Source organism: Mesorhizobium sp. ES1-3, assembly GCF_020164795.1.
In the GTDB taxonomy this organism is placed as follows: Bacteria; Pseudomonadota; Alphaproteobacteria; order Rhizobiales; family Rhizobiaceae; genus Mesorhizobium.
This window is the reverse complement of the sequence record NZ_JAIUGW010000026.1, coordinates 21301-41566: the sequence shown is the minus strand read 5'-3', so window position 1 is coordinate 41566 and position 20266 is coordinate 21301. Positions and strand designations below refer to the sequence as shown.

At 59.6% G+C, this 20266-nt stretch carries 21 protein-coding genes and 4 pseudogenes; 11 read left to right on the top strand and 14 right to left on the bottom strand.

All coding sequences use genetic code 11. The features are described 5' to 3' along the window. The first annotated feature begins 924 nt into the window (after positions 1-924). Positions 925-1224 (top strand): DUF1236 domain-containing protein, encoded by a 300-nt coding sequence (locus tag LB536_RS26075; protein ID WP_140764496.1) that lies wholly within the window; start codon positions 925-927, stop codon positions 1222-1224. A gap of 311 nt (positions 1225-1535) precedes the next feature. On the opposite strand, the gene LB536_RS26070 is transcribed toward LB536_RS26075, so the two are convergent. Both LB536_RS26070 and LB536_RS26065 read right to left on the bottom strand, forming a co-directional pair. Continuing rightward, positions 1536-2033, bottom strand: coding sequence for a response regulator (locus LB536_RS26070; protein WP_224597680.1), 498 nt, complete (start codon positions 2031-2033; stop codon positions 1536-1538). Further along, positions 2030-4708 carry a PAS domain S-box protein gene (locus tag LB536_RS26065; protein WP_224597679.1) on the bottom strand — a complete coding sequence of 893 codons (2679 nt, stop codon included), beginning with the start codon at positions 4706-4708 and terminating at the stop codon, positions 2030-2032. The genes LB536_RS26070 and LB536_RS26065 overlap by 4 nt, the downstream gene beginning before the upstream one ends. Before the next feature lie 116 nt (positions 4709-4824). On the opposite strand from LB536_RS26065, the pseudogene LB536_RS26060 reads away from it, so the two are divergent. Further along, positions 4825-5183: pseudogene (locus tag LB536_RS26060) on the top strand (IS5/IS1182 family transposase); the annotation flags it as partial. After that, complete coding sequence (locus LB536_RS26055) at positions 5179-5496, top strand: hypothetical protein (RefSeq protein WP_224597677.1); 318 nt, start codon at positions 5179-5181, stop codon at positions 5494-5496. The pseudogene LB536_RS26060 and the gene LB536_RS26055, both read left to right, overlap by 5 nt. Here LB536_RS26055 and LB536_RS26050 read toward each other — a convergent pair. Continuing rightward, a complete protein-coding gene (locus LB536_RS26050) occupies positions 5482-5625 on the bottom strand; it encodes a hypothetical protein (protein ID WP_181182872.1) in 144 nt (47 codons plus the stop codon). The two genes, LB536_RS26055 and LB536_RS26050, sit on opposite strands and share 15 nt — an antisense overlap. 119 nt (positions 5626-5744) lie before the next feature. Between LB536_RS26050 and ligD the strand changes: the two genes are divergently transcribed. Next, positions 5745-6890: a non-homologous end-joining DNA ligase gene (gene ligD / locus LB536_RS26045; RefSeq protein WP_224597673.1), complete on the top strand. Its 1146-nt coding sequence runs from the start codon at positions 5745-5747 to the stop codon at positions 6888-6890. A gap of 516 nt (positions 6891-7406) precedes the next feature. Here the strand turns inward: ligD and LB536_RS26040 are convergent. After that, positions 7407-7499, bottom strand: a complete 93-nt coding sequence (locus LB536_RS26040) for a DUF768 domain-containing protein (protein ID WP_140764505.1) — start codon at positions 7497-7499, stop codon at positions 7407-7409. A gap of 74 nt (positions 7500-7573) precedes the next feature. Here LB536_RS26040 and LB536_RS26035 point away from each other — a divergent pair, with 74 nt between their 5' ends. Both LB536_RS26035 and LB536_RS26030 read left to right on the top strand, forming a co-directional pair. Continuing rightward, positions 7574-7882 (top strand): hypothetical protein, encoded by a 309-nt coding sequence (locus LB536_RS26035; RefSeq protein ID WP_140764508.1) that lies wholly within the window; start codon positions 7574-7576, stop codon positions 7880-7882. A gap of 305 nt (positions 7883-8187) precedes the next feature. Continuing rightward, positions 8188-8334 carry a hypothetical protein gene (locus LB536_RS26030; protein WP_181178801.1) on the top strand — a complete coding sequence of 49 codons (147 nt, stop codon included), beginning with the start codon at positions 8188-8190 and terminating at the stop codon, positions 8332-8334. Positions 8335-8773: 439 nt separating this feature from the next. Here the strand turns inward: LB536_RS26030 and LB536_RS26025 are convergent. Continuing rightward, positions 8774-8973, bottom strand: a pseudogene (locus LB536_RS26025) (hypothetical protein); the annotation flags it as partial. Positions 8974-9094: 121 nt separating this feature from the next. Here LB536_RS26025 and LB536_RS26020 point away from each other — a divergent pair. Then, positions 9095-9298, top strand: a complete 204-nt coding sequence (locus LB536_RS26020) for a hypothetical protein (RefSeq protein WP_140810090.1) — start codon at positions 9095-9097, stop codon at positions 9296-9298. 318 nt (positions 9299-9616) lie between these two features. Here the strand turns inward: LB536_RS26020 and LB536_RS26015 are convergent, their stop codons facing one another. Continuing rightward, complete coding sequence (locus tag LB536_RS26015; RefSeq protein WP_181182871.1) at positions 9617-9763, bottom strand: hypothetical protein; 147 nt, start codon at positions 9761-9763, stop codon at positions 9617-9619. A 2097-nt stretch (positions 9764-11860) separates the two neighbouring features. Beyond that, positions 11861-12142, bottom strand: a complete 282-nt coding sequence (locus LB536_RS26010) for a hypothetical protein (RefSeq protein WP_224597671.1) — start codon at positions 12140-12142, stop codon at positions 11861-11863. Positions 12143-12590: 448 nt separating this feature from the next. On the opposite strand from LB536_RS26010, the gene LB536_RS26005 reads away from it, so the two are divergent. Next, the gene (locus LB536_RS26005) at positions 12591-13022 is read left to right on the top strand and encodes a hypothetical protein (RefSeq protein WP_224597668.1); all 432 of its coding nucleotides are present in this window, start codon (positions 12591-12593) and stop codon (positions 13020-13022) included. A 1463-nt stretch (positions 13023-14485) separates the two neighbouring features. Here LB536_RS26005 and LB536_RS26000 read toward each other — a convergent pair. The 4 genes from LB536_RS26000 to LB536_RS25980 form a co-directional block, all read right to left on the bottom strand. Beyond that, complete coding sequence (locus LB536_RS26000; protein ID WP_224597665.1) at positions 14486-14926, bottom strand: hypothetical protein; 441 nt, start codon at positions 14924-14926, stop codon at positions 14486-14488. A gap of 336 nt (positions 14927-15262) precedes the next feature. Continuing rightward, positions 15263-15604 carry a hypothetical protein gene (locus tag LB536_RS25990; protein ID WP_140764528.1) on the bottom strand — a complete coding sequence of 114 codons (342 nt, stop codon included), beginning with the start codon at positions 15602-15604 and terminating at the stop codon, positions 15263-15265. A gap of 14 nt (positions 15605-15618) precedes the next feature. After that, on the bottom strand, positions 15619-16080 hold the full coding sequence (locus tag LB536_RS25985; RefSeq protein ID WP_140764531.1) for a hypothetical protein: 462 nt from the start codon (positions 16078-16080) through the stop codon (positions 15619-15621). Further along, positions 16080-16304: a hypothetical protein gene (locus tag LB536_RS25980; RefSeq protein ID WP_140764533.1), complete on the bottom strand. Its 225-nt coding sequence runs from the start codon at positions 16302-16304 to the stop codon at positions 16080-16082. The genes LB536_RS25985 and LB536_RS25980 overlap by 1 nt, the downstream gene beginning before the upstream one ends. A 106-nt stretch (positions 16305-16410) precedes the next feature. Here LB536_RS25980 and LB536_RS25975 point away from each other — a divergent pair, with 106 nt between their 5' ends. Next, the gene (locus LB536_RS25975) at positions 16411-16710 is read left to right on the top strand and encodes a hypothetical protein (protein ID WP_224597657.1); all 300 of its coding nucleotides are present in this window, start codon (positions 16411-16413) and stop codon (positions 16708-16710) included. Next, positions 16710-16973 carry a hypothetical protein gene (locus tag LB536_RS25970; protein WP_140764539.1) on the top strand — a complete coding sequence of 88 codons (264 nt, stop codon included), beginning with the start codon at positions 16710-16712 and terminating at the stop codon, positions 16971-16973. Before LB536_RS25975 ends, LB536_RS25970 begins: the two co-directional genes overlap by 1 nt. Before the next feature lie 11 nt (positions 16974-16984). On the opposite strand, the pseudogene LB536_RS25965 reads toward LB536_RS25970, so the two are convergent. The 3 genes and pseudogenes from LB536_RS25965 to LB536_RS25955 all read right to left on the bottom strand — a co-directional run bounded on the left by LB536_RS25965 (position 16985) and on the right by LB536_RS25955 (position 19017). Further along, positions 16985-17505 (bottom strand): annotated as a pseudogene (locus tag LB536_RS25965) (SOS response-associated peptidase family protein). A 66-nt stretch (positions 17506-17571) separates the two neighbouring features. After that, positions 17572-18393, bottom strand: coding sequence for a Ku protein (locus tag LB536_RS25960; RefSeq protein WP_224597653.1), 822 nt, complete (start codon positions 18391-18393; stop codon positions 17572-17574). Positions 18394-18711: 318 nt separating this feature from the next. Further along, a complete protein-coding gene (locus tag LB536_RS25955) occupies positions 18712-19017 on the bottom strand; it encodes a preprotein translocase subunit YajC (protein ID WP_140764545.1) in 306 nt (101 codons plus the stop codon). A gap of 602 nt (positions 19018-19619) precedes the next feature. Between LB536_RS25955 and LB536_RS25950 the strand changes: the two are divergent. Then, positions 19620-20225, top strand: a pseudogene (locus LB536_RS25950) (integrase core domain-containing protein); the annotation flags it as partial. Positions 20226-20266: the final 41 nt, after the last annotated feature.

Sequence of the window (20266 nt, the reverse complement as noted above, 5' to 3'; positions counted from 1 at the left end):
GATCTCCCAAGCAGCGGGGCCCGTTACATGCCGCTGACCTCACACTTATGCGACACAGCGCACAATGTGTCGCTAACCTTTGATGTACCGCGCGAAGTTTGCGCACAAAGGATTCAGGCTCTCGCTCATCCCCTGCCGCGCCCAACCACACGGAGCGGTTTTCCGGGTCCAAGAGCCCACCAAGCACAACGAGACGAGTTGAGGAAGGCGTCGCTTGTAGACACAAAAACGCCGGCGGGCCACCTTCTGGAGCGACCTGTCGAAAACAGATTCGACGAGGCCGCCATCGGCAAACAAAGCGGCCGTGATCTCTGATGTTTTCAGAGAATTCCCGTGGTGAGGACTACGACGATTCCGATTGCTGCTACGGCCATGATCAGGATCATTGCAGCCTCGAAGCTTCTTCCGGCTCGGCCAATGTAGGCTATCATTTCGCGCTCCCGATGCGCCCCACCTCTTCCCCATCTTCCTGAAGAAACACCCAAGGCCTGCTAAAGCCGAATTACCTATGTTAACGATGTGTAAAGAATCCTTGGCGCCTCTTCTAGGGCTCGCTCGCTACACTTGCGAGCAGCGGGCGAGTCCTATCCGCGCAGGAAGGGACATGGCTGCGCAGATCTCGTGGCCCCGTCAAACAAGGGCTATGCCGACCGCCAGGAAAGTAATCGCCATCGCGAATACGGGTGCCAGCAACCAGCGTGCCTGGCCAATACTTTTTTCCATGAGCTTCCTCCCCAATTGCGACTGTCAACGCCCCCAGTCATATGGCGGTTCCCCGGTTTTGCTGAACGCAGACCTTTGCAGCATCATTCCAAGCCCAAAGTCCGGGATGGAATCAGGCCTAAAGTGTGGGCTTGGAACGTTTCGGATTCGCACACGTTCGACCCAGGGCGATTGTGCCCAAGCTCACAGGAAGGCTTTCACATGAGAATGCATTTCACCGCTGCCGCCGCCTCGTTTCTGCTCCTTGCCGGTGTCGGCGTGGCTGCAGCCCAGGACGTCGTTATCGCCCCTGAACAGGACACGGTCATTCAGGAGTACGTGCACAAGCAGCCCCTCGCTTCCGTGGAAGTCCCCGGCGTCGAACTCAACATTGGCGCCGCGCTTCCCGACACCGTCGAGCTTCGCGAGGTTCCCAACGTCAAGTATCGCTATGTCGTGGTCCACAACCGGACAGTCCTCGTGGAGCCGAGCACCCGGAAGATCATCAAGATCTATAACTAATGAAAGTTCTGGTAGGCCCGTCGCTGAATGAGGCGACGGGCTGTGCCCGATTCAGAAATGATGATCGTCATATCGAACCGGTCAACGTCGCATACCGTGCAAAACAGGTGACCGACCTCTAAGTCGGGTTGCAAGAAGCGCAGATGTAGAGGAGAAATTAAAACTTCAAAAGCTCGCCGCAATTGAAGGTGCGTTTGGCCGAGGTTCCAGGATGATCAAAGCGGCGGCCCGACATGCCTCGTCGGTCGACCCCGCCGAGACGTGATAGCCGTCATGTACTCCAGCAATGTTGCAACTAGGTCAGCCGCTACTCAGTTCTGTTGGTCGAGCTCTTGAAAACCATTCCGGACGGCCTCGACCAGCACCATTATCGAGTAGGGCTTTTGCACCCAGCCAAGCGGCCTTGCCGCTTCGGCTCGGAGCTTCACTTCATGGTCGCCATGCGCCGTTGTGAATATGCTTCGTATGCCGTGGTCCCGATAGAGTTCCAGTGCGGCATCAATTCCGTCCCGCTTTCCCAGCAAGCGGATATCCATGAGAACAAGGGCAGGCCTTGTCGACAGCGCGATGCTGACAGCTTGGTCGGCGCTAACCGCCGTTCCTGCCAGCGAGAACCCCGCCGCGGTCAGTCCGGCTTCCGCGTCGAGCGCAATCAGGTAATCGTCTTCGACGATCAATATCGACCTACCGGCCATGCGCGTTGCCGGGCCGGCGCCCATGTCGTCTCGCGAGAAAGCCAGCCGGGGTTTGAATGCTCGGTCGAACTCTCCGGCGGAGCTAACTTCGGTCATCACGGTTTCCGTTCTCAACGCCGATCTCCAACGGGGTTTGAGAGAAAAGTCACCGTGCATCGACATGGGTCTCGATGAACCTCGAAATTTCCGCCGATCTGCCGCGCGAGGCCCTCGACCAGCCGCAGTCCCGAGGACGTCCCGCGTACAGAGTTCAGGTCGAAACCGGAGCCTTCATCCTCGACCACCAGCGAATTGCCCTCCCCGTTCTTTCTGATGCTGACGTGGACGGTCCCGCCGACGCTGCCGTTCAGGCCATATTTCACCGCATTCGTCAAAAGCTCGTTGACGATGAGGGCCAGCGGCATCGCCACGTCGTTTGGCAGTTGAATACTGTCAGCTTCACAAACCAGCCGTACATTCTGTGGAAACATTTGCTTGGCAGTCTCACAAACCGCCCCGAGGAAGGGCTGCGCGCTGAAGTTCCCCACGTCGGCGGTATCGTAAAGAACGCGCTGTGCCGCCGCCATCGCAGCGACCCGTTTGCTTGCCTCGTCTAGGGTGTCGCGCGCTTCCGGGCTTCGGCTCGTCCTCGCCGCCACGGAAAGCAAGGACTTCAGCATCATCATGTTGTTCTTGACGCGATGGTTGAGCTCGTCGAGCAAGATCCGCTGCTGGGTCTCGGCCTGCTTTCGTTCGCTGACATCGACCAGCATGTTGATGCCGCCAATGACGTTCCCATCCGCGTCCCGCATCGGTGTCGGAAAGGGGATGAACGGGATCCTGGTTCCGTCCGGCCGCTCGGCAACCGCTTCGTATCCGCGGACCGGCTTACCTTCTCTCAACGAGATCGCCATCGGGCATTGATCGTGGGGAAGCGGCGTGCCGTCGGGCCAGAAGAGCTTCCAGCTCACGCACCATTCGTCACTGCCGATTACCGGGGTGCGCCCGGCAAGTGCAACCGCGGCTTCGTTGAAATAGGTGATCTTGCCATCGCGATCGGTGGTGTAGATCGCGGCAGGAATGGCGGCGAGCAGATCCTGAAGGTGACGCTGGCTGTCGCGTACCTTGGCTTCGGCTATTTTTTGATCGGTTATGTCGCGCGCGATCTTGGAAGCACCGACGACACGGCCGTTTGCGTCTCGCACCGGCGATATTGTGAGGGAAATATCCACCAGTGTCCCATCCTTGCGGCGGCGCACCGTTTCGAAGTGGTCGACGAGTTCACCCCTGCGGATGCGGCCCAAGATCAGCGGTTCCTCGTCCAACCGGTCACCCGGGATGATAATGGTGATGGGCTTGCCGATCACTTCCGCGGCCGAATAGCCGAACAGGCGTTCGGCGCCTCGGTTCCAGGTCGAAATGATGCCGTTGAGATCTTTGCTGACGATCGCATCATGGGATGACTCCACGATCGCTGCCAATTGTTGGGCGGCATTCTGTGCCTTCAGGCGCTCGATTCCAAAACCGAGTTGGCGAGCGACTGTGCGGGCGACCTCGACCTGGTCGGCGGAGCAATCCCATGGCTGGTCGAAGTAGGCCATGAACTTGCCAAGCAGTCGCCCTCCCTCCGTTATCGGAACGAAGCAAACCGCGCCGATGCCCTCGGCTCGGATTGTCCGCTTCAGTTCTTCCGGAAGCTCGGCTTTTTCCGTATCGCCCAGGCAAATCGGCTGAGGATCAGCGCAATCCGCCGGCCAGGGCGAGTGACCTTCTACCGCGGCGCGATAAGCGTCCGAGAGGCCTCGCCAAGCGACAAACTTCATGACCCCATCGTTCAACAACAGGATCGAAGCGCGCTGACAACCCAGCGCACGCTGGATTGCGTCGAGCGCAGGCTCATGGACGTCAGCCGGTGTGCGGGCATGCTGCAGCCTTTCGGTGAATCGATGCAGCGCAGCCTGCTCCTCCGCCCTTCGGGCAAGTGTGGCTTCTATCGCCTTGCGCTCGCTGATGTCATGCTGCACGCGCACCGCATAACGAAACCGCCCCTTGGCGTCGAAGACGCTGGAGGACGTCACGAGCGCCCAGAACAGCGACCCATCGTTGCGAACGAATCGCTTCTCCATCGTGTAGCTTTTTATCTCTCCAGCAACTTGTTGCCGGTACTGCTCGCGGTCGGATTTCACATCAGCCAGGAAGGTCCGATCAAAAATCGACCGTCCAACCAGATCCTCCGGCGCGCAGCCCAACAGGTCGCACAAGTGGGCATTCACCCGAAGCAGCCGGCCTTCGGCATCCGCCTCTACAATGCCCGTCCCAGCGCTTTGATAGGTGACAGCGAGCCTCTGCTCGTGTTCTCGTAGCAACTCTTCCGCGTTGACCTTTTCGGTGACGTCAAAGCTAGTGCAGCGCGTGCTGAGGAACCGCCCGCCAACCGCACGCACGTTGGATGTGATCTCCACCCAACGCACGGAACCATCCTTGGCCCGCAGCCTGGCGCGGTAATTTTGAAGGTCTTCGCGCCGCGACAGGCGGCTCAAAATTTCGTCGATCGCGGCAGGATCAGCATGAAAGTCACGAATGCTGCGGCCGACATATTCGTCAGCCGTGTAGCCGAGCATGTCCAGTTCGGCGCGGTTGGCGCGAAGAATGGTTCCGTCATTCGCAACCAGGTGGAGAGGGACTGCCGCATTCTCGAAGAAATCCTCGAACTCGCTGGTTACGACAAAATCGGAGGCCTGCCGTTCGCGGCTCTTCTCGTCGGCGAACCCCTTCACAAAGGCTCCGGCACCCAAAACCCTTTGTTCCATATAGATCTCGAACCCCTTTAACCTCCTTAAATTCACGAGCCGAAAAAACGTTCCGAATTAATACCGAGAGTGTTGGCCAGTCATCGGCATCGACGATCTGGCCTGCATTCGGTGTTCGCGACCGGCTGCTGGAAGGCGACATCGTGGCGAAGTTCCTGGCGGCCGTCCTGGCGCAACCCAAGGTGAAGAAGCTTCTGTCCACGGATCACTTCTCGGTCGACGGCACGCTGATCGTGGGCATCGATGAAGAGCGTGAAGCTTCCATGGCCAGAAGCGATCTAACAAGAGGCAGGCATCGACCACCGATCCGGATGCGAGGCTCTATCGCAAGGGGCGGGGCAAGGAGGCGAAGCTCTGCCTCATGGGGCGTGGGCTGATGGAGAACCGCCATGGCCTGCTGGTCGATGCTTGCCTGACGCAAGCCGACGGGCATGCCGAACGGGTGGCGGCGCTGCACATGGTCGAACCCTATGGTCGGCCGCTGGCGGATCGTCGAGGCCGATCTTTGGGATCGCGATCATCCCGACCTTGTCGATCCCGCCACTATCACCGTCGAAGCGGGCAACCACGGTGAGATCGCCTTTCGCCCTGCAAGCTGGCGTCGATCTCAGCTATGGCCCCAATATGGTATTCTTCACATGGGCCGGCTTCGACAAATGGACGAGGTCACTGGCGAGGCTCTTGCTGAATTGCTTGACGACGGCTCGATCGAGATCACATTCGCCTACCACAATGGCGACGAGGCGATCCTCAAAGCCAAACGAGATATTTCTTCAACAGCCCGCTAGGCCGGCCATCCGCTCCTGGTAGGCCGGCTGCAGGGTTTGCGCAGATATGCTCACGCTCGCCATGCCGTCGTCCAGCACCTTCAAGATTGTCACGGTGAGTGTCACTTCATCGCCGATCTTTACTGCCATGGCGGCTGTCCATTTCGAACTTCGTCGTCCCACTCGGCTTAACATTCAATTTTGCTAAAATGCTCCGGAACCGATTGCCGCCTTGCGGCTTGAGTCGCGGTTCCCGGAGTCGCTGATGCATGAGTAACGCCGCAGACCGGCTTTCATTTATCGAGTTTCAATCGCCCACGCTAGTCGAGAGGGCGCCTGAGGGCTGCGACTGGCTTCACGAGATCAAATATGATGGCTACCGGACACAGCTAATAGTCGAAGGCCATTCGGCACGCGCCTTCACGCGCCGCGGTCACGACTGGTCGCATCGCTACAAGGGTATCGTCCAGGCGGCAGCGAACCTGCCGGTTAAAGGGGCAATCATTGACGGGGAAGCTGTCGTCCTCGGCGAAACCGGGTTGCCCGACTACCAAGCCCTGGAGCGGGAATTGGGCAATCCAAACTCGCCGAAGATCATCTTCTATGCGTTCGACCTGCTGCACCTCAACGGGCGCGATCTTCGGCAGCAGCCACTGACGAAGCGGAAGGCCGCGCTAGAGCAGCTGCTGAAAGACGCGGCGCCGACACTGACCTTTGCCGAGCATCTGGAGGTGAGCGGCAATGACGTGTTTGAACATGCATGCCGGATGGGCTTGGAGGGGATCGTGTCCAAGCGAGCGGACGCCCCGTATCGCTCAGGTGTCCAGGCGAGCTGGCTCAAGGTGAAATGCATCAAGAGCGACACTTTTCCGATTGTGGCTTTCGTCGAGAAACTCGGCGCCCAGCCCCGCCGTATCGCATCGTTGTACATCGGCCGGCGCGAGGGCGACCGGTTGCTTTATGCCGGCAAGGCCCAGAGTGGATATACGCTGGAGGCGGCGCGGCGTGTCCGTGAGCGGCTTGACCCGCTGATCATCGAAAGGTCGCCGTTATCGATAGCCGTCGACAAGCCGAAAGCGACCTGGGTGAAGCCGGACATTCTGGCCGAGGTGCAGTTCAGCGGCGCCACCGATCGTGGGATCCTGCGCGAGGCAGTGTTCAAGGGCCTGCGCGAAGACCTCGTGTCGATCCCGGCAAGGCCGCCCGCTCCATCAAAGAGACGAGAGGCGGACCGGGACCATGGGGTTCCTCGCGAGAACATCCTGCAGCTGCTCCCCGATGCGGTTTGCCCCTCGAAGGAACAGCTTGTGCGGCCGCAGAATCATCAGGACACCGAGCCCGGCCGGCGCGCCCGGAGATGGAGCACACTCGCAACGTGCTGCCCGCGAAAGCAGCACCGCACGACTGCTGGCTGACGCGCGACGAGGCAGCAGGCCGCCGGTTCAATTAGCGTGCCCTTAATAAATTCCAGAGAATTTTAACGGATCGTTGACCGCGCTGTCTCAGAATAGGACAGCGCGGTCAGATCCCAACCGGGACTGCGCAGGCGGCTCCGGCAACCCAGCCCCCGCCAAACTGTCGGAGCCGCTACCTACCTACTTTGTACCAGCAATGGTTGAACTAACGGTTACCGCACGTGCTTTCAAGTGCATTCCCGAGACACTTAAACTTTGAGAGGAAACCGGGGATTCACCTTCTCAAGCCCCCGCTCGATCCGGTAGACGGCAACGGCTGCCAGCGGCCCGGCCGTTCGATAAGTTCGTGATCGCGCATGCTGCGGATTTTGCATAAGCCGGGACTTATGGGAAGGCCTCGGGTAAACTGCTATCGCCGTGCCGCATCGCCTCCGCGATCACTCCGAAGACGCTGCCGACTTCCTCATAGATCTCGCTTACCGCGATGCCCTCTCGGTCCGCAGCTTCCATCACGGACTAGTCATTTATCGCGGCCGGGTCGTCGGTCACCGCATCAGGCAGATGCTCTGCGATCCACCGGTCGAGGAAATTGGCGCCGCGTGTGCTCATTTTTCCATAAGCAGCCGGCCCATATTAGGTTCCGCTTATCTTGACTCCGCAGCGAGCCGCTCCAGACTCAAGCCATGGCGAAGGGCATCAACATCGGCGATGAGGTCGCAATCACCGCGACCGTTCGGCGGCGGGTGACAGAGGATCGCGTGAGCGTTTCCATCCCCTCCTATGGTCAGCCCCATTCCATTATCGATCAGTCAACGAACGTGCGGAAAGGCCAGCACATAGAGCTGATCGGCAACGTTACCCACCTACTCGACAAAAACCGCGTGACGGTGAACCTGGGCGTTCCCGTCACTGTCGATGCCGCTGTCGTCAGGCTGGTGAGCGCATACAGGCTGCCGACGAGAAAGAAGCCGCTGGTGGACAAGCCGACATGAGGGGCGGCAATCCTTGGGGCCTCGCTAGTTCTCCGAATGGCTGAAGACGACAGACCCGTTGTCCCTGCGCACCTCAACGCATATGACCCCGTCGTCACCTCTTCGAGTTTGGAACATTGCGATTGCATGATCCTTAGCCACCTTCTCAGCGTCAAAGGTCAGCTCGTCGATGATGCCTTTTCGTCCATACCAGATGACGGTGAATGCCATTGAAGGTCCCATGCTTCCCGCGAAGCATATAGGAGTTCAGGCCGGATCGCGATTGGTTCCGGGAACTTTTACCAAGGCGGGATGTTGCTGGCCCCATGACGAAGCTTTCAGACCTTGGACCGCCCATCAAGGGCAAGCCGCACGAGCCCTCCGACGAGGGCGATCACTTCTATAAGTGCAAGATCTGCGGACAGCCGGTCGACATGTTTCCCGGCAGGGCTATCCAGCAGATTTCTAGCTGACGCCGCTTATCGCGACAGAGGTTTGTACGCTTTCGGACACCGAATTACGAGTCAGGCCGCCCATCGGAACCACAGGCCGATCCACGGCTTTTACGGGGATCTGAGGTAAAGCAAATGGCTCGACGAGCAGTGCGCAACATGATGAAGGTCCACGCCGAGTCGGACCGGGCCTCAAGGGAGATTCAAGCGGAGGAGCGGGCCTAGCGCGAGGCTAAGACTGCCCGTTTGAAGGCACAAAGAGAAGCTCAGGAAACGGAAACGAAGCCGGCAACAAAAAGCCCGCCGGCCGGAGCCAGCGGGCAGCTGACAGAAGTGGAGGGCCGCCCGGAGTAGGCGGCTGGCTCCCGAACCTTTGTCGGTGATACATGTTCCAGCTCGCAATAAAAACCCCGCCCCGAGCGAAGCCGAAGTTCGCCGGGCCGCGGCCGCTGCACGCCTGCTGTGTGCGCACTAGGGCGTCGAAGATGGTGCGGTAGAGGCTGTCGACCTCTTCGTCGATCTCCTCCCGCTTGATACCGACTTGGCATCGGCGATGAGCTTGTGCGTCAACTCGTCGACCGAGATGACATCCGCGTTTGTGGTCTCAGGGACGTTGTTCGCGATCCATCGGTCGAGGAAGTTCATGCCACGCGTGCTCATTTCGACACAAGTCGCTTGGGGATATTAGGTTCCGCTCATACTGAAGCGCCGGACGAGCGAGCCGGAACCAAAGCGCAATATGTCGATTTCCTAATGGAAGGGAACGCAACGGACGAAAACAATGGCTGAAATTTTGGAGCTGGAGCTTGCCAAGGCCAGGCTGAGTGTAAACCAAGCTGAATCCGAACTCACTCGTCTCGAACGGATGCTGGACAAGCGATATGGCGTGAGCATCGACATTGCCCTCTGTGACACCATACGAAACGCGCAAAGACGGGTCGCTGAAGCCAGAGAGCAGCTGATGAAGGTCAAGGCTGGTGCCTAAGCTCGCCGCCGGCTCATGCCGTCCGAGAAACGTAAGCGAAGGTTCGCTTTTCGCCCTTGGTCTCCGCGACACGCAGCAGTGTTCCTCCTGGCGCCATAATGTGACAGACTTGCCGATGTATGCCTGGGCCGCCTTGATGGAAGCTGCGCCATGAGCATGCGCCAAGACACGACCGATTCCCCGGCCATGATCTCAACCCGATATTGTGGCATGTTGCGCCACCCAGCTATTGCTATACCGCGATTCGATCAGCTTTAGCTAAAATAGCTCCGGGAACTTTTACCATCTCAGCATGTTGCTGGCCCAATGACAAAGCTTTCAGACCTTGGCCCGCCGATCCCCGGCAAGCCGCACGACGGCGAGCCCGCCGACGAGGGCGAACATTTCTATAAGTGCGAGATCTGCGGACAGCCGGTCGACATGCGCGATCTGCGTCAGGTGATGTGGCACGAGCAGCCGAGCCATGAGCGGCTGGATCCGCAAGATGGCGCAACGATCCTTTTATTCCCAGGGCTGCGGAAATAGCTCCCCTGTGCAGCACCCATAAACCCGCAAGGCGACACGGAAGAAGCCGCTGGTGGACAAGCCGACATGAGTGGCGCGGGACGAATTTGCTTCCGTCAAGAGCAGCATCCGCAGTTCATCATCACGCCCGTTTGACGCCCATTCGTCGGGCGCTACATTGCCACGCGGCGGACCTATCGGACGCCAGCGGCCGGCGCTCATTCTAGACCCTGAAGTCCCCCCGCCCACTGAGCGCCGGCCGACCTTTTTCGATCAGCTCCCGCGATAGGCGCGGTATCCTGTCCCAGTCCGCGGCCGGCGGGTCTGCTCGGGCGAAAACCGACATTTGAATCCTTCTGAGCACTGCATTAGATTCGGCTTGTTAAATTGTAGCTATTGGGAGGTAGCTATGATCGAAAGCCGTACAGACATCGCGCGGGCGGTGCTTGACGCCAGTTTGCTATTGCAGCACCACTCCAGGGCCTACATTACCTCAATTCAGGGTGACATAGCCCGAACCCGGCGTGCAATCGCAGCGTCGCAGGAGCTTCTGAAGCGGTTTCGCCGGCGCAAGATGGACGAGGCGCTCAGAGATGAGCGGCACCGCGTGTCCGCGTTCCATGCAGACATTGTCCGGTCTGTATTTCGAAATTTGGTCTCGGAAACTGACGTACCTAGGTGTCAATGGCGCAACCTGGCTAGGAGCCTCATCTTCGAGCTCACGGGGTGCGAGCGCCCTGATGCTGCCTTGGTGGATTGGATCATCAGGAAGTAAGGCGCCGACCACCCGCGACGCCCGTGGGCCCGCCTCACTGGCGGCGAAGCGGGCCCGGCCAGGTCTTGGGGGACCTGACCGGCAGCAGGGGAGCTGCCGCCTTTCGAACCTGCCGAGAAATGCCAAGTTCCCACATAAGCGCACAAAAAGCCCGCCAGGTCCGCTCATGTCCGGTATCGGTCGTGAGGGATCAGCCTGGTCATGGCAGGACGAACTTTGTTAGCCCGGAATGTTCCCCGCTCCGTGGGCCCGCCTCGGGGTGGCGGGGAAGCGGGCCCGGCCAGGAGGGAGCCGGACCAGCAGCACGGAGGCTGCCGTCATTCGAACCTGCCGAGAAATACAAGTTCCCACGTTGCGCAAAAAAGCCCGCCGGCCGGAGCCAGCACACCAGCATGAGGCCCGCGCCCCACCCAACAAAGGCGCGCGGGCCGGCCAGCGTCGCGAAAAGACCCGGACGCGCCGCCGCCTTCGCCCGAACTTGCGACTAGTCGAGCTGTTCCCGACCCGAACACTAACAAGCCCGCCGGCCGGAGCCAGCGGGCAGCTGACAGAAGTGGAGAGACGCCAGAGAAGGCGGCCCGCTCCCGAACATTTGTCTGTGCCACGTGTTCCAGCTAGCAATAAAAAACCCGCCACTGAGGGGACGGTCGCGGGTTTTGGTTGAAAGCTGATCAACAGCTCTCTTGCGCCTCTAACTGAGGGAAGGTGTTAGGGGCGCCAGGGGATGAACTAGGGCCAACAGAAAGTGTTCCAGACGGAAACAAAAAAGCCCGCCGCCGGAGCCAGCGGGCAGCTGAAAGGATGGAGGACCGCCCGGACAAGGCGGCCCGCTCCCGAACCTTGGTCTCTGACACATGTTCCAGCCGCCCGGCAAAAAGCCCGCCAGCTTCCGGCAGCACCTTTCGAAAAGACGGGAGAAGCTTAATGGTCAAGATCTTTCGCCTGTCGCAGAGACCGGGCCTCTCTGATGATCGACGCACGATTTAGCCCGACAAACGAAACAATCTCGCGGATTTGGCTTTCGGTGCAGCCAGTTTCGCGCGCCAGTGCTTCCACCTCGCGGGGGCTCAACTGCGGCTGTTTCGGTTGGTTTTCCATGATGGCCCCACCCTTGGAGAGGCAACTTCCAAGATGCTGCCCGGTCCCGTCATTGCCGGCCGCCCCATTCACGGCAGCGGCGGGCGTCCCTAAAGGTGCCCGGGGCGGAGGCCTAGGTTGAGGGGCTAAGCCGCGAGGCGGACAAAGAGCCCGCCTTCATTGGTCATTGGCCGCACAGGCTGGGCTCATTCCCCCATCTTCTTCGCCATTGCGCAGAAGTCCGCATGCGCCTTGTTAAGCGTGGTATCACCGCAGTCTTTCAGCACCGCCTTCTTTTCATCGGGTTTCATGGACATCCAAGCAGTCTTGAAATCCGCTTCCGACCGCAACGTTTTCATGCCTGCATCGGTGAAGAACGGCGACATCTTGGCCGGGTCGTCGAGGGCGGATGTGTTGCTAGCCGCGAGTGCTGAGCCAGTTGTCATTGCAAGCGCCAGCGCGCCCATTGTGAGCATCTTGATGTTCATTTTAATCCTCCGTTCAGGTCGTTAAACCTGACCATAACGAGGAACGTGCATCTCCCAACGCGGTTCCAACGCACCACGTCGGCAACGTACGTGTAGCGGGTATCTCGGCTTGGGGGGCATGCGCGGCGAGATCACCTTGGGCTGACTCGGCAGCGACGCGGCTACGACCGCGCTGCCATCGCGCGACATGAAAGCGTCGGACGGCAGAACTGTCGGGATGTCGATTGGAACCGCGCGTCCCGAAGTCGGATCCATATAAGCGACCCTCGCTAGAAATACCTGCACCACCACTGGGCAACCCGAAGTTCGACATCGCGCCGCGCAGAGCACCCCAATGGTCGGCGTCACGGGGCACGGTCGGGTCCTACGCAACGTCCGCCGATTGCGCGCGTTCTTCTGACTGGAGAACGATGGCCGATCTCACTACCAGCCTTGGAGGGTGACTAGCATGTCCAAATTCAAAGATGCCCTTGAACGCGGCAAGGCAGCTCACCATCGGCAAGCGGGGCGTGCGGATGTGGTCGCGCCAACGGCCGATTTCGGCGCGGAAGCCAGGGCTTGGCTAAACAACGTCGTGCTTGCATCGTTAGAGGCGGCCAAGGCTGAGGTGGCGAGAGATGTGACCATCGACATCGACTCCAAACCGCGCCGGGAAGTCAAAGCGTTAGCGCCCTCTGTTCGGTTTCAAATCTACACGACGGGAGGATTGGGGAAGGCTGGCAGGACAACGTTCACGATCAGCGTTGCGATTAGTGGGGAGGTGTCAGTTTCCGCACCCGGCATGGTGGCGGAGGTGGTGGGAAACATAGGGGAAAGATCTGGCGAAAGGTTCCACAACTGGCTCGCGAAATTGATCGAGGACACCGCCAAGGGCACTTAGCAAGATCCTGTTGACCGTGGGTTGCGCGGCGGGTCACGGTGATGTCGCCGAAGACCCCCCAGCCATCAGTCACCGCTTCGATTGGCGCGTAGCTCTTGATGGTTCATGACCGAATCGATTCCAACAGGATCGATCGAACTGACACACAACCTTTTGGCTATCATCCTTGAAACCGGGCGTCCTCGCGTGACCCCTGGAATGCAAATGCTGGAATATCGAGGCGCTCATCAGCGCGAAGCGTGGCCCGCTTGAGATCCGTGATCGCGCCGGATTGGTCGCTGTGTCGAACGGCGCTTATGGCGAGGAAGAGCAGCGTCCTTTCCGTCAACTACTCGCCGCCTCCCCGGAACCCGGGGCCGTGAGCCGGGGCAGCTAAAGCCCGCCCATTCCACACAAACTTCAGCCGGAAGTGCCAGGTTCCCGTGGGCCCGCCTCACTGGCAGGGGAAGCGGGCCCGGCCAGGCGGTGTTGGGACACCCTGACCAGCAGCGCTTGTAGCTGCCCCTTTCGAACCCCGACAAATATCAGGTTCCCACATAATGCACAAAAAGCCCGCCGGCCGGAGCCAGCGGGCAGTCACACGAGGGAAGGCACCGCAACGGGAAAGAGCGGGCCGACTCCCGAACCTTGGTCTCCCACACATGTTCCAGTAGCCGGCAAAGAAGGCGACCACCTTTCGGGAGCGGGCAAGTTCTGAAGTGTGCTGGGTTCAACCTGTAGGTCAACGAGGGCCATGGTTGCGGAAGATTGACCTGACAGGCGCCGAATCTATGTCCGCGAAGGAGGGAGATATTGAAAGCGGTCGTCCATGTCCCCTCGCCTCCTGACGTAAAACACAACCTCTATTGGGAGATAGCGATGGTTGAAAGCCATATAGACCTGGCGCGGGCGGCTATTGAATCCAGCTTCCTAGTACGGCAAGGCTCCTACGGTGGAACAGCCGCCTTTCGCCGCAATATGGATCAGTCCCGCCGCGCAATCGCCGCATCACGTGACCTTCTAAAGCGGCTACGTCAGCGCACGATAGACGAAACCGTTAAGGAGGCCGAGTGGCACCGCATATCGGCGTTCGACGCTGATCTCTGCGCAATGCCTTTCAGGATTTGGTTTTGGAAACGAATATGTCCAAGTGTGAATGGCGCAACGTGGCTAGGACCCTGGTTTACGAGTTCACCGGGTGCGAGCCGATTGAAACTGCCTTGGTGGATTGGATCATAAGGAAGTAAGTGCACCCGGCTATCCGGGCCAAAACATTCCCGCCCCGAAGATCACGGCAATTCGCTCTTGCCGTGGCCAGGCATCGATATTCGGCATTCGGTTGATACGGGGATTCGCGGCGAGTCAGGAGCAGGCAGAGGCAATCCTGCAAGCGGTCGCAGCCCCGCCTACAGAGAAGCAGGATTCTCTTGTGGAGTCCTTGTGATTTTTTGCGGCCAACGCCGCCAGCGCGCACCGCGCCGCTCCTAACTGACCGTTCCCTCCTGTCGTCGGTGTTTGGTGCGTTTGCTACATAAGACCGCGATATTGATCGCGCTGCACCCAAAGACGCCGCAGCAATCAAACCAAGCCTTAGCAGGCTGTAAATTGGTCGGCCGCTGGCGGATCGTCGAGGCCGATCTTTGGATCGCGATCATCTCGACCTTGTCGATCGCGCCGCTATCACCATTGAAGCGGGCAACCACGGCGAGATCGCCTTTGGCGCTCTGCAAGCTGGCCTCGATCTCAGCTATTGCCCCAATATGGTATTCTTCACATGGGCGGGCTTCGACGAGATGGACGAGGTCGGTGGCGATGGCTCTGCTGAATTGCTTGACGACGGCTCGATCGAGATCACATTCGCCTACCACAACGGCGACGAGGCGATCCTCAAAGCCAAAGGAGGCACCTTGGCCCAGGTTCTTCATGGCAGGTTGGGAGCGCCACGACGACAGAGGCGGTCGTCGAGTGGCCTGCTCGACGCAAAGACGACTTTACGGTCAGGCGATGGAAAAGCGCAATTCCCGCGATACAGCCCTCCCAAATGATTGAAGGTCACGACCGTCGTGGCGACGAGTCGGCGGAACGAACCGGATTCTTCGAAGCAAACGGACAAACGGAAGTCGAGATGGCGATCGTCCTCGCCAAGAATAATCTCGTGACTCAATGGGCGCGAAACGCGAGCGTCGTTCGATATCTCGCGCAGAAATTCCCCGCAGGCCCTTTCAGAATTTAAGGGCGACCGAGCCTAAACAACCAGATGGTTAGCCGCGTCGTTGACGTGGTGGTGCAGACAGTGTTCCTGACCGGCGCCGATCCGGCCATTTTCCCAACAACGGCGTTGCATCGTTGTCAATTGCCGAAGTGCCTTTTATTGGGATCAGTGACGGCTCTTCAATCTTCCGCTTACGTCCAATTTTCAGGGCTTCGATTTCGTCATCACGCCTCGCGATGCGGCTTTCCAAGTTTGCGATGCGCTCTGTCAAAAAGTAGCGGCCAACGATGAACCCTCCGCCTCCAAAAAGAACTGCGAAAGTCATGAAGGCTATAGGGTTAGCGATCACCAGAGCCGCATTGGTCTGGAAGAAAGTGATCAGATCGTGCAATTTTGAACATCCTCTCAGTTCCGGGGAAGTCTGTGTATTTCCAGTCTCACCGGGCCACCTCGATCGCAGCTCGTGCAGAGAAGCGCCCGCTCAACGGTACTGAATAGCGCGTCCTTCCCGTATCGCCCGATCAGCGCAGCCGCCTTCACCTCGGCGTGATGGGAGCAAGTCTTGCACCACGCCCGCAGCTTGTGCCATTCGCGTAAGTCCCCGAGGGAGACGTCCAGACCGGCATGAATGCTTCCGTCGACAATTGCCCGTGGCGGGATCTTCACCTCCCCAGGCGTCAATATTTTTTCCATGACATGCCGGCTGTTGTAGTGGATCAGCAGCGTGCCGGGTCGACGGCGAATTGCAGCCTGCCAGGCGGCTTGGCTGACTGTCGCATCCGGGGACGTTGAAATCGTTTCGAGATGGGTCTTTTCCTCCCTGTCCCAGACTTCGATGCGGAAATTGTCCTCGGCCGGATTCGCCATCAGGTCCGTCCCTTGTGCCAGCCGCGAGAGAAGCCGTTGGAAACTGCCGCGCGCGACAGCGCGAGCTCACGCTCGAGTTCAGTGTTCCTGGATAGAACGTGCAGCAGTGCGAGTACGGAGTCGCCGCCGGCTGCGGCGATGGCCGGCTGCGCCGCGGTTTCCAACTCCGACATAGCTTCGCCGCCCGGGCGTTCTGGCGCTTTCCCATAGCCTTTCCTGCTCATATGTCTTTCAGGAATAAGGAACATATTCCTGCCTCGTCAAGGCCGCTCTTGACTTTTTGTTCTCATTTCGTTCACTGTTGACCAGATTGGCCGCGGGAGGCGAGTTATGAGGCTTCAGCTGGAAATCAAAGGCGCTTCGCCGGAAGAGAAGCACCGCGGCATCGAAGCGGCCAAAGCTGTCCTTGCCGCAGCGGGAATATCCGCGGAAGAGGCAACGGGTGGGATGTTCGCGCTCGAAAACTGGGACAATTCCAGCTTTGACGACGATGAAGCACCCACGGAGGACGAGGATGTGGCGGCGGCGATCTGGATGGGCGCCAACAAGGCGGCAATCATGGCGTGCTGCGCTGACTGGCCAAGTGATGCGGCGCCGGAGAACTATCAATTCCTTGAGTTGGTGGATTGATGTCCGACCACGGCCTGCCTTCCCAGAAAAAGCCGAAACTCATCGTTGTCGTGGCCTTCGACCGCGGCGAAGATGGCGAACTGTTCACGGCCTATGGCCCGACTGATCAGCAAAGCGAGGAGCGCGCGATCAGGACAGCCAAGGCGCTCGCTTCGACGCATGGCGGCGTGATCGCGTGGAGCCGAGATGCCGACCCTGCATTAGGCGATTACGGTCCGCCCACAACGCTGTTCGTCAGTGGCGATGTCCCAGACATGGAATAGGCGCCGCCGTGTCACGAGCTTTCGGGTCGCATAGTCTCCACTGAGAGCGCCCCGGCCGCAAGAGCTCGGCCTCGGGCTTCGTTATGGCGCAACATCCGGCCCGGGATCGGTCGTCAGCATCGTGAAGGTCGGCGGTTTGTTGCCGGCGCCCCCACGCCATAGGCCGGCAATCGCCATGAGCGGAGCGCCGTTGAGGTGAACCGATGTCTGGCTTTCGGATACTTCGTGCCGATTCGAAGAAGGCAGAGGCCGGAACTAGGCATCGGTTGCTGTGTGCGAATTGCCTGCCTTCGGAACGGAAGTTGAACACGGGTCCGGCTTTCGGTCCGGATGGTGGGAACCCGAACGTCATCGACGCCAGTTCTATGCCCTCGCCGGCGGCACGCATGATTGGAGCCGGGTCGTTGATGCGAATGTCGTCTGCCTGCGGCATATCGAGTTCCGTCTGATGCTCCGGGATCTTCAACGCCAGCGAGGCCATCATCCGGCAATATTCGGCCCAGAGGACTTGCTGCTCGTAGTCATTGCACATGGGAGCCCCCTTCCGCGTTCTGCAGGAGCAGAACGAATATCTCGACGCTTGACAGCGCCCGCATCACTACGCCGACTTTCGGCCCTTGGATTTGGTGCCGCCCTTGATGCCTTCCTTGGCCAGGCTCTTGCGAAGCACCGAGGCCAGGTCGATGACGTTCTCTTTTGGCGCCGGCGCCGGCTTGGGCGGTGCTTTGCCTTTGCGCTTGGCGTCGATCATCGCGATCAACGCATCCTCGTATGTGTCTTCGAACTTCGACGGATCGAACTTGGTGACTTTCTTGTCGATCAACAGCCCGGCGATCTCAAGAAGGTCTTCGTCGTATTTGGGGCTTTCCAAGCCACTGAACACGGTCTTTTCCGACGTCATCTCGTTGTGAGTGCGCAGTTCGGTCAGCAGCATCCCGTTTTGGAAGGGTTGGATCAGCACCTCGCGCCCGCGCTGGTAGAGCACCACGCAAGAACGTGCAGCCACCCGCTTGTTCGCCATCGCGTCGCGTAGGATGGAAAAGGCTTCGAGGGAAGCTTCGTCCGCCGGGATGAGGTAGTAAGGCTTCTCCAGATATCGGGTGTCGACATCTTCGATTGCGACGAATGAATCGACCTCGAGCGTGTGCGCCGATGTCAACTTGAGTTTCTTGATCTCGTCCGGCTCGATCTTGATGAAATGGTCCTTGTCCACCTCGTAACCCTTCACCTGGTGCTCGCTCTCGACGACATCCCCGGTCTCTTCATCCACATATGCGCTTTTGACAGGCAGGCCGCCTTCACGGTTCAAAATCTTGAAATGGATCTTGGAGGCCTCGCTGGTCGCACCCACAATCTTCACGCCGCACGAAACCGACCCGACCTTCAGGAACCCTTTCCAAACCGCACGGGGTGCCACCATGACCTTGCTCCTTTGCTGCCGCGAGTAAAGAACACGCGAAGTCGTCACCCGTTCCGTCGAAGTGTCACGAGACTCGGGCGAGGTTGGCGACGGCTTCGCCCATGCCGCGAAAATGCTGTCAACTTCCTCCCGTCTCTGTTGCCGATATCCCCTTCACGGCATTGCCGATCGCGTTCACCGGTTCCGCCGAGATCCGGCGTGGCCGCCGCTCATAGGAAGGCGCCTCGGCTTCGCTCTGGTGAACCCACATAGCAAAGCTAGCGCTCTCGACTGCTAACCACCGCGAGTTGCGCGGCAGACATCGTGGCGCACTCTGCGTCAGCGCGATGAAGAGCGCCGGTGCTTTCTCAGCCTGGTAATCGCCGAGCGTCCGACGGTGACCACGCCGCCGCAGTCAATCCGCACCGTCAACTTGTCGGCTTGGCGATCAATGCGGATGACGTCCCCAACAAGAACGACTTTATCTCCAGCGCGGGTTTTAGGCGGTGGGTCAACCGAATAGGGCGAGTCATAGGACGGAATGCTTACTTTGGCCCGTCCGCTAGGCAGCATCGCGGTGACCGTACCCGTCAGCGCGACCTCGTCACCGATCTCAAGTTCCCGGGGCACGCTATAGTGTAGCATAGGCCTCCTCCGGCGCGTTCCACATGTTAATGCCGGCAAACTGACTTGGTTGCGTGAAATCGCAAGTCTCTGCCCCGTCGGCTCCATCGGGCCAAGCACCCTGCGACCGGGCCCAAGGACATGCAGCGGCTGGGATCATCGGCCGCGTGAAACACTTGCGCGGCGAGGAGGATTTGCGGCACGCCTCATTGCAAGACTTCAGGGAAGTGGAATAGGTGGCCGGCGCGCCAGATGCAGCGGCCGTCTACCCTAACGCCAATGGGCCGTCGTGATCAGGGTTCCAAGCGGCAACCATTCTGAACCTGCCACCATTTCCTGTGGCGGCAGGTTGCTTGCCCCGCCGCTGATCGCAAGACACAGCGCGGCGTATGTAATGGCTTGCGCCTCTGTACCGCGAAACTCTGGACTACACCGCTGATTGCCGCACGCTATACTAGCGATCCATGATGTGTCATCGTCTGCGTCTAATTGTCTGGTAATGATCTCAGTTACAGCCATTTCCCCAACCCTGATCCCCGACTCACATTATTCGTGAGCGGAAATGTGCAATCTGTGTAGTTTCCTCGGTCGGGAACATATCTAAAGGGCGGCACATCGGCCGCCCGCCGCCGGTCAATGCAAAGCCGAACGCGCGCTGGTCGCTGGATTTCGTGCATGACCAATTCGCCTGCGGCCGGAGGTTCCGTGTGCTGAACATCGTCGACGACGTGACACGCGAATGTCTGGCCGCGATCCCGGACACCTCAATCTCCGGCCGTCGGGTTGCCCGTGAACTGACGGAACTGATCGCCCAGCGCGGCAAGCCGGGCAAGATCGTCTCCGACCACGGCACCGAGTTCACCTCGAACGCCATCCTCGCCTGGTCGAAGGATTACGGGATCGAATGGCACTACATCGCGCCGGGCAAGCCGATGCAGAACGGCTACGTCGAATCCTTCAACGGCCGGAGGCGCGACGAGCTGTTGAACGAGAGCCTGTTCTTCGGCCTCGACCACGCTCGCAGCGCCATCGCCGAATGGCGGGAGGACTTCAACACCGCGAGGCCTCATTCCTCGCTCGGCTACCAGACCCCGGCGGGATACGCCGAGGTCGTCGCCGCAACCGGCTCCGACGCTGTGCTGATCGAAGGCTCCGCGCCTCCGCCGGTTGCTCAACCCGCGCCAAACGGCGTAACAGAAACGGCCAAGGTTCTAATCGCCGCTGGATGAATGTTCATGGCAGGTCACCTGGTGCACGAAATGCTCGCATC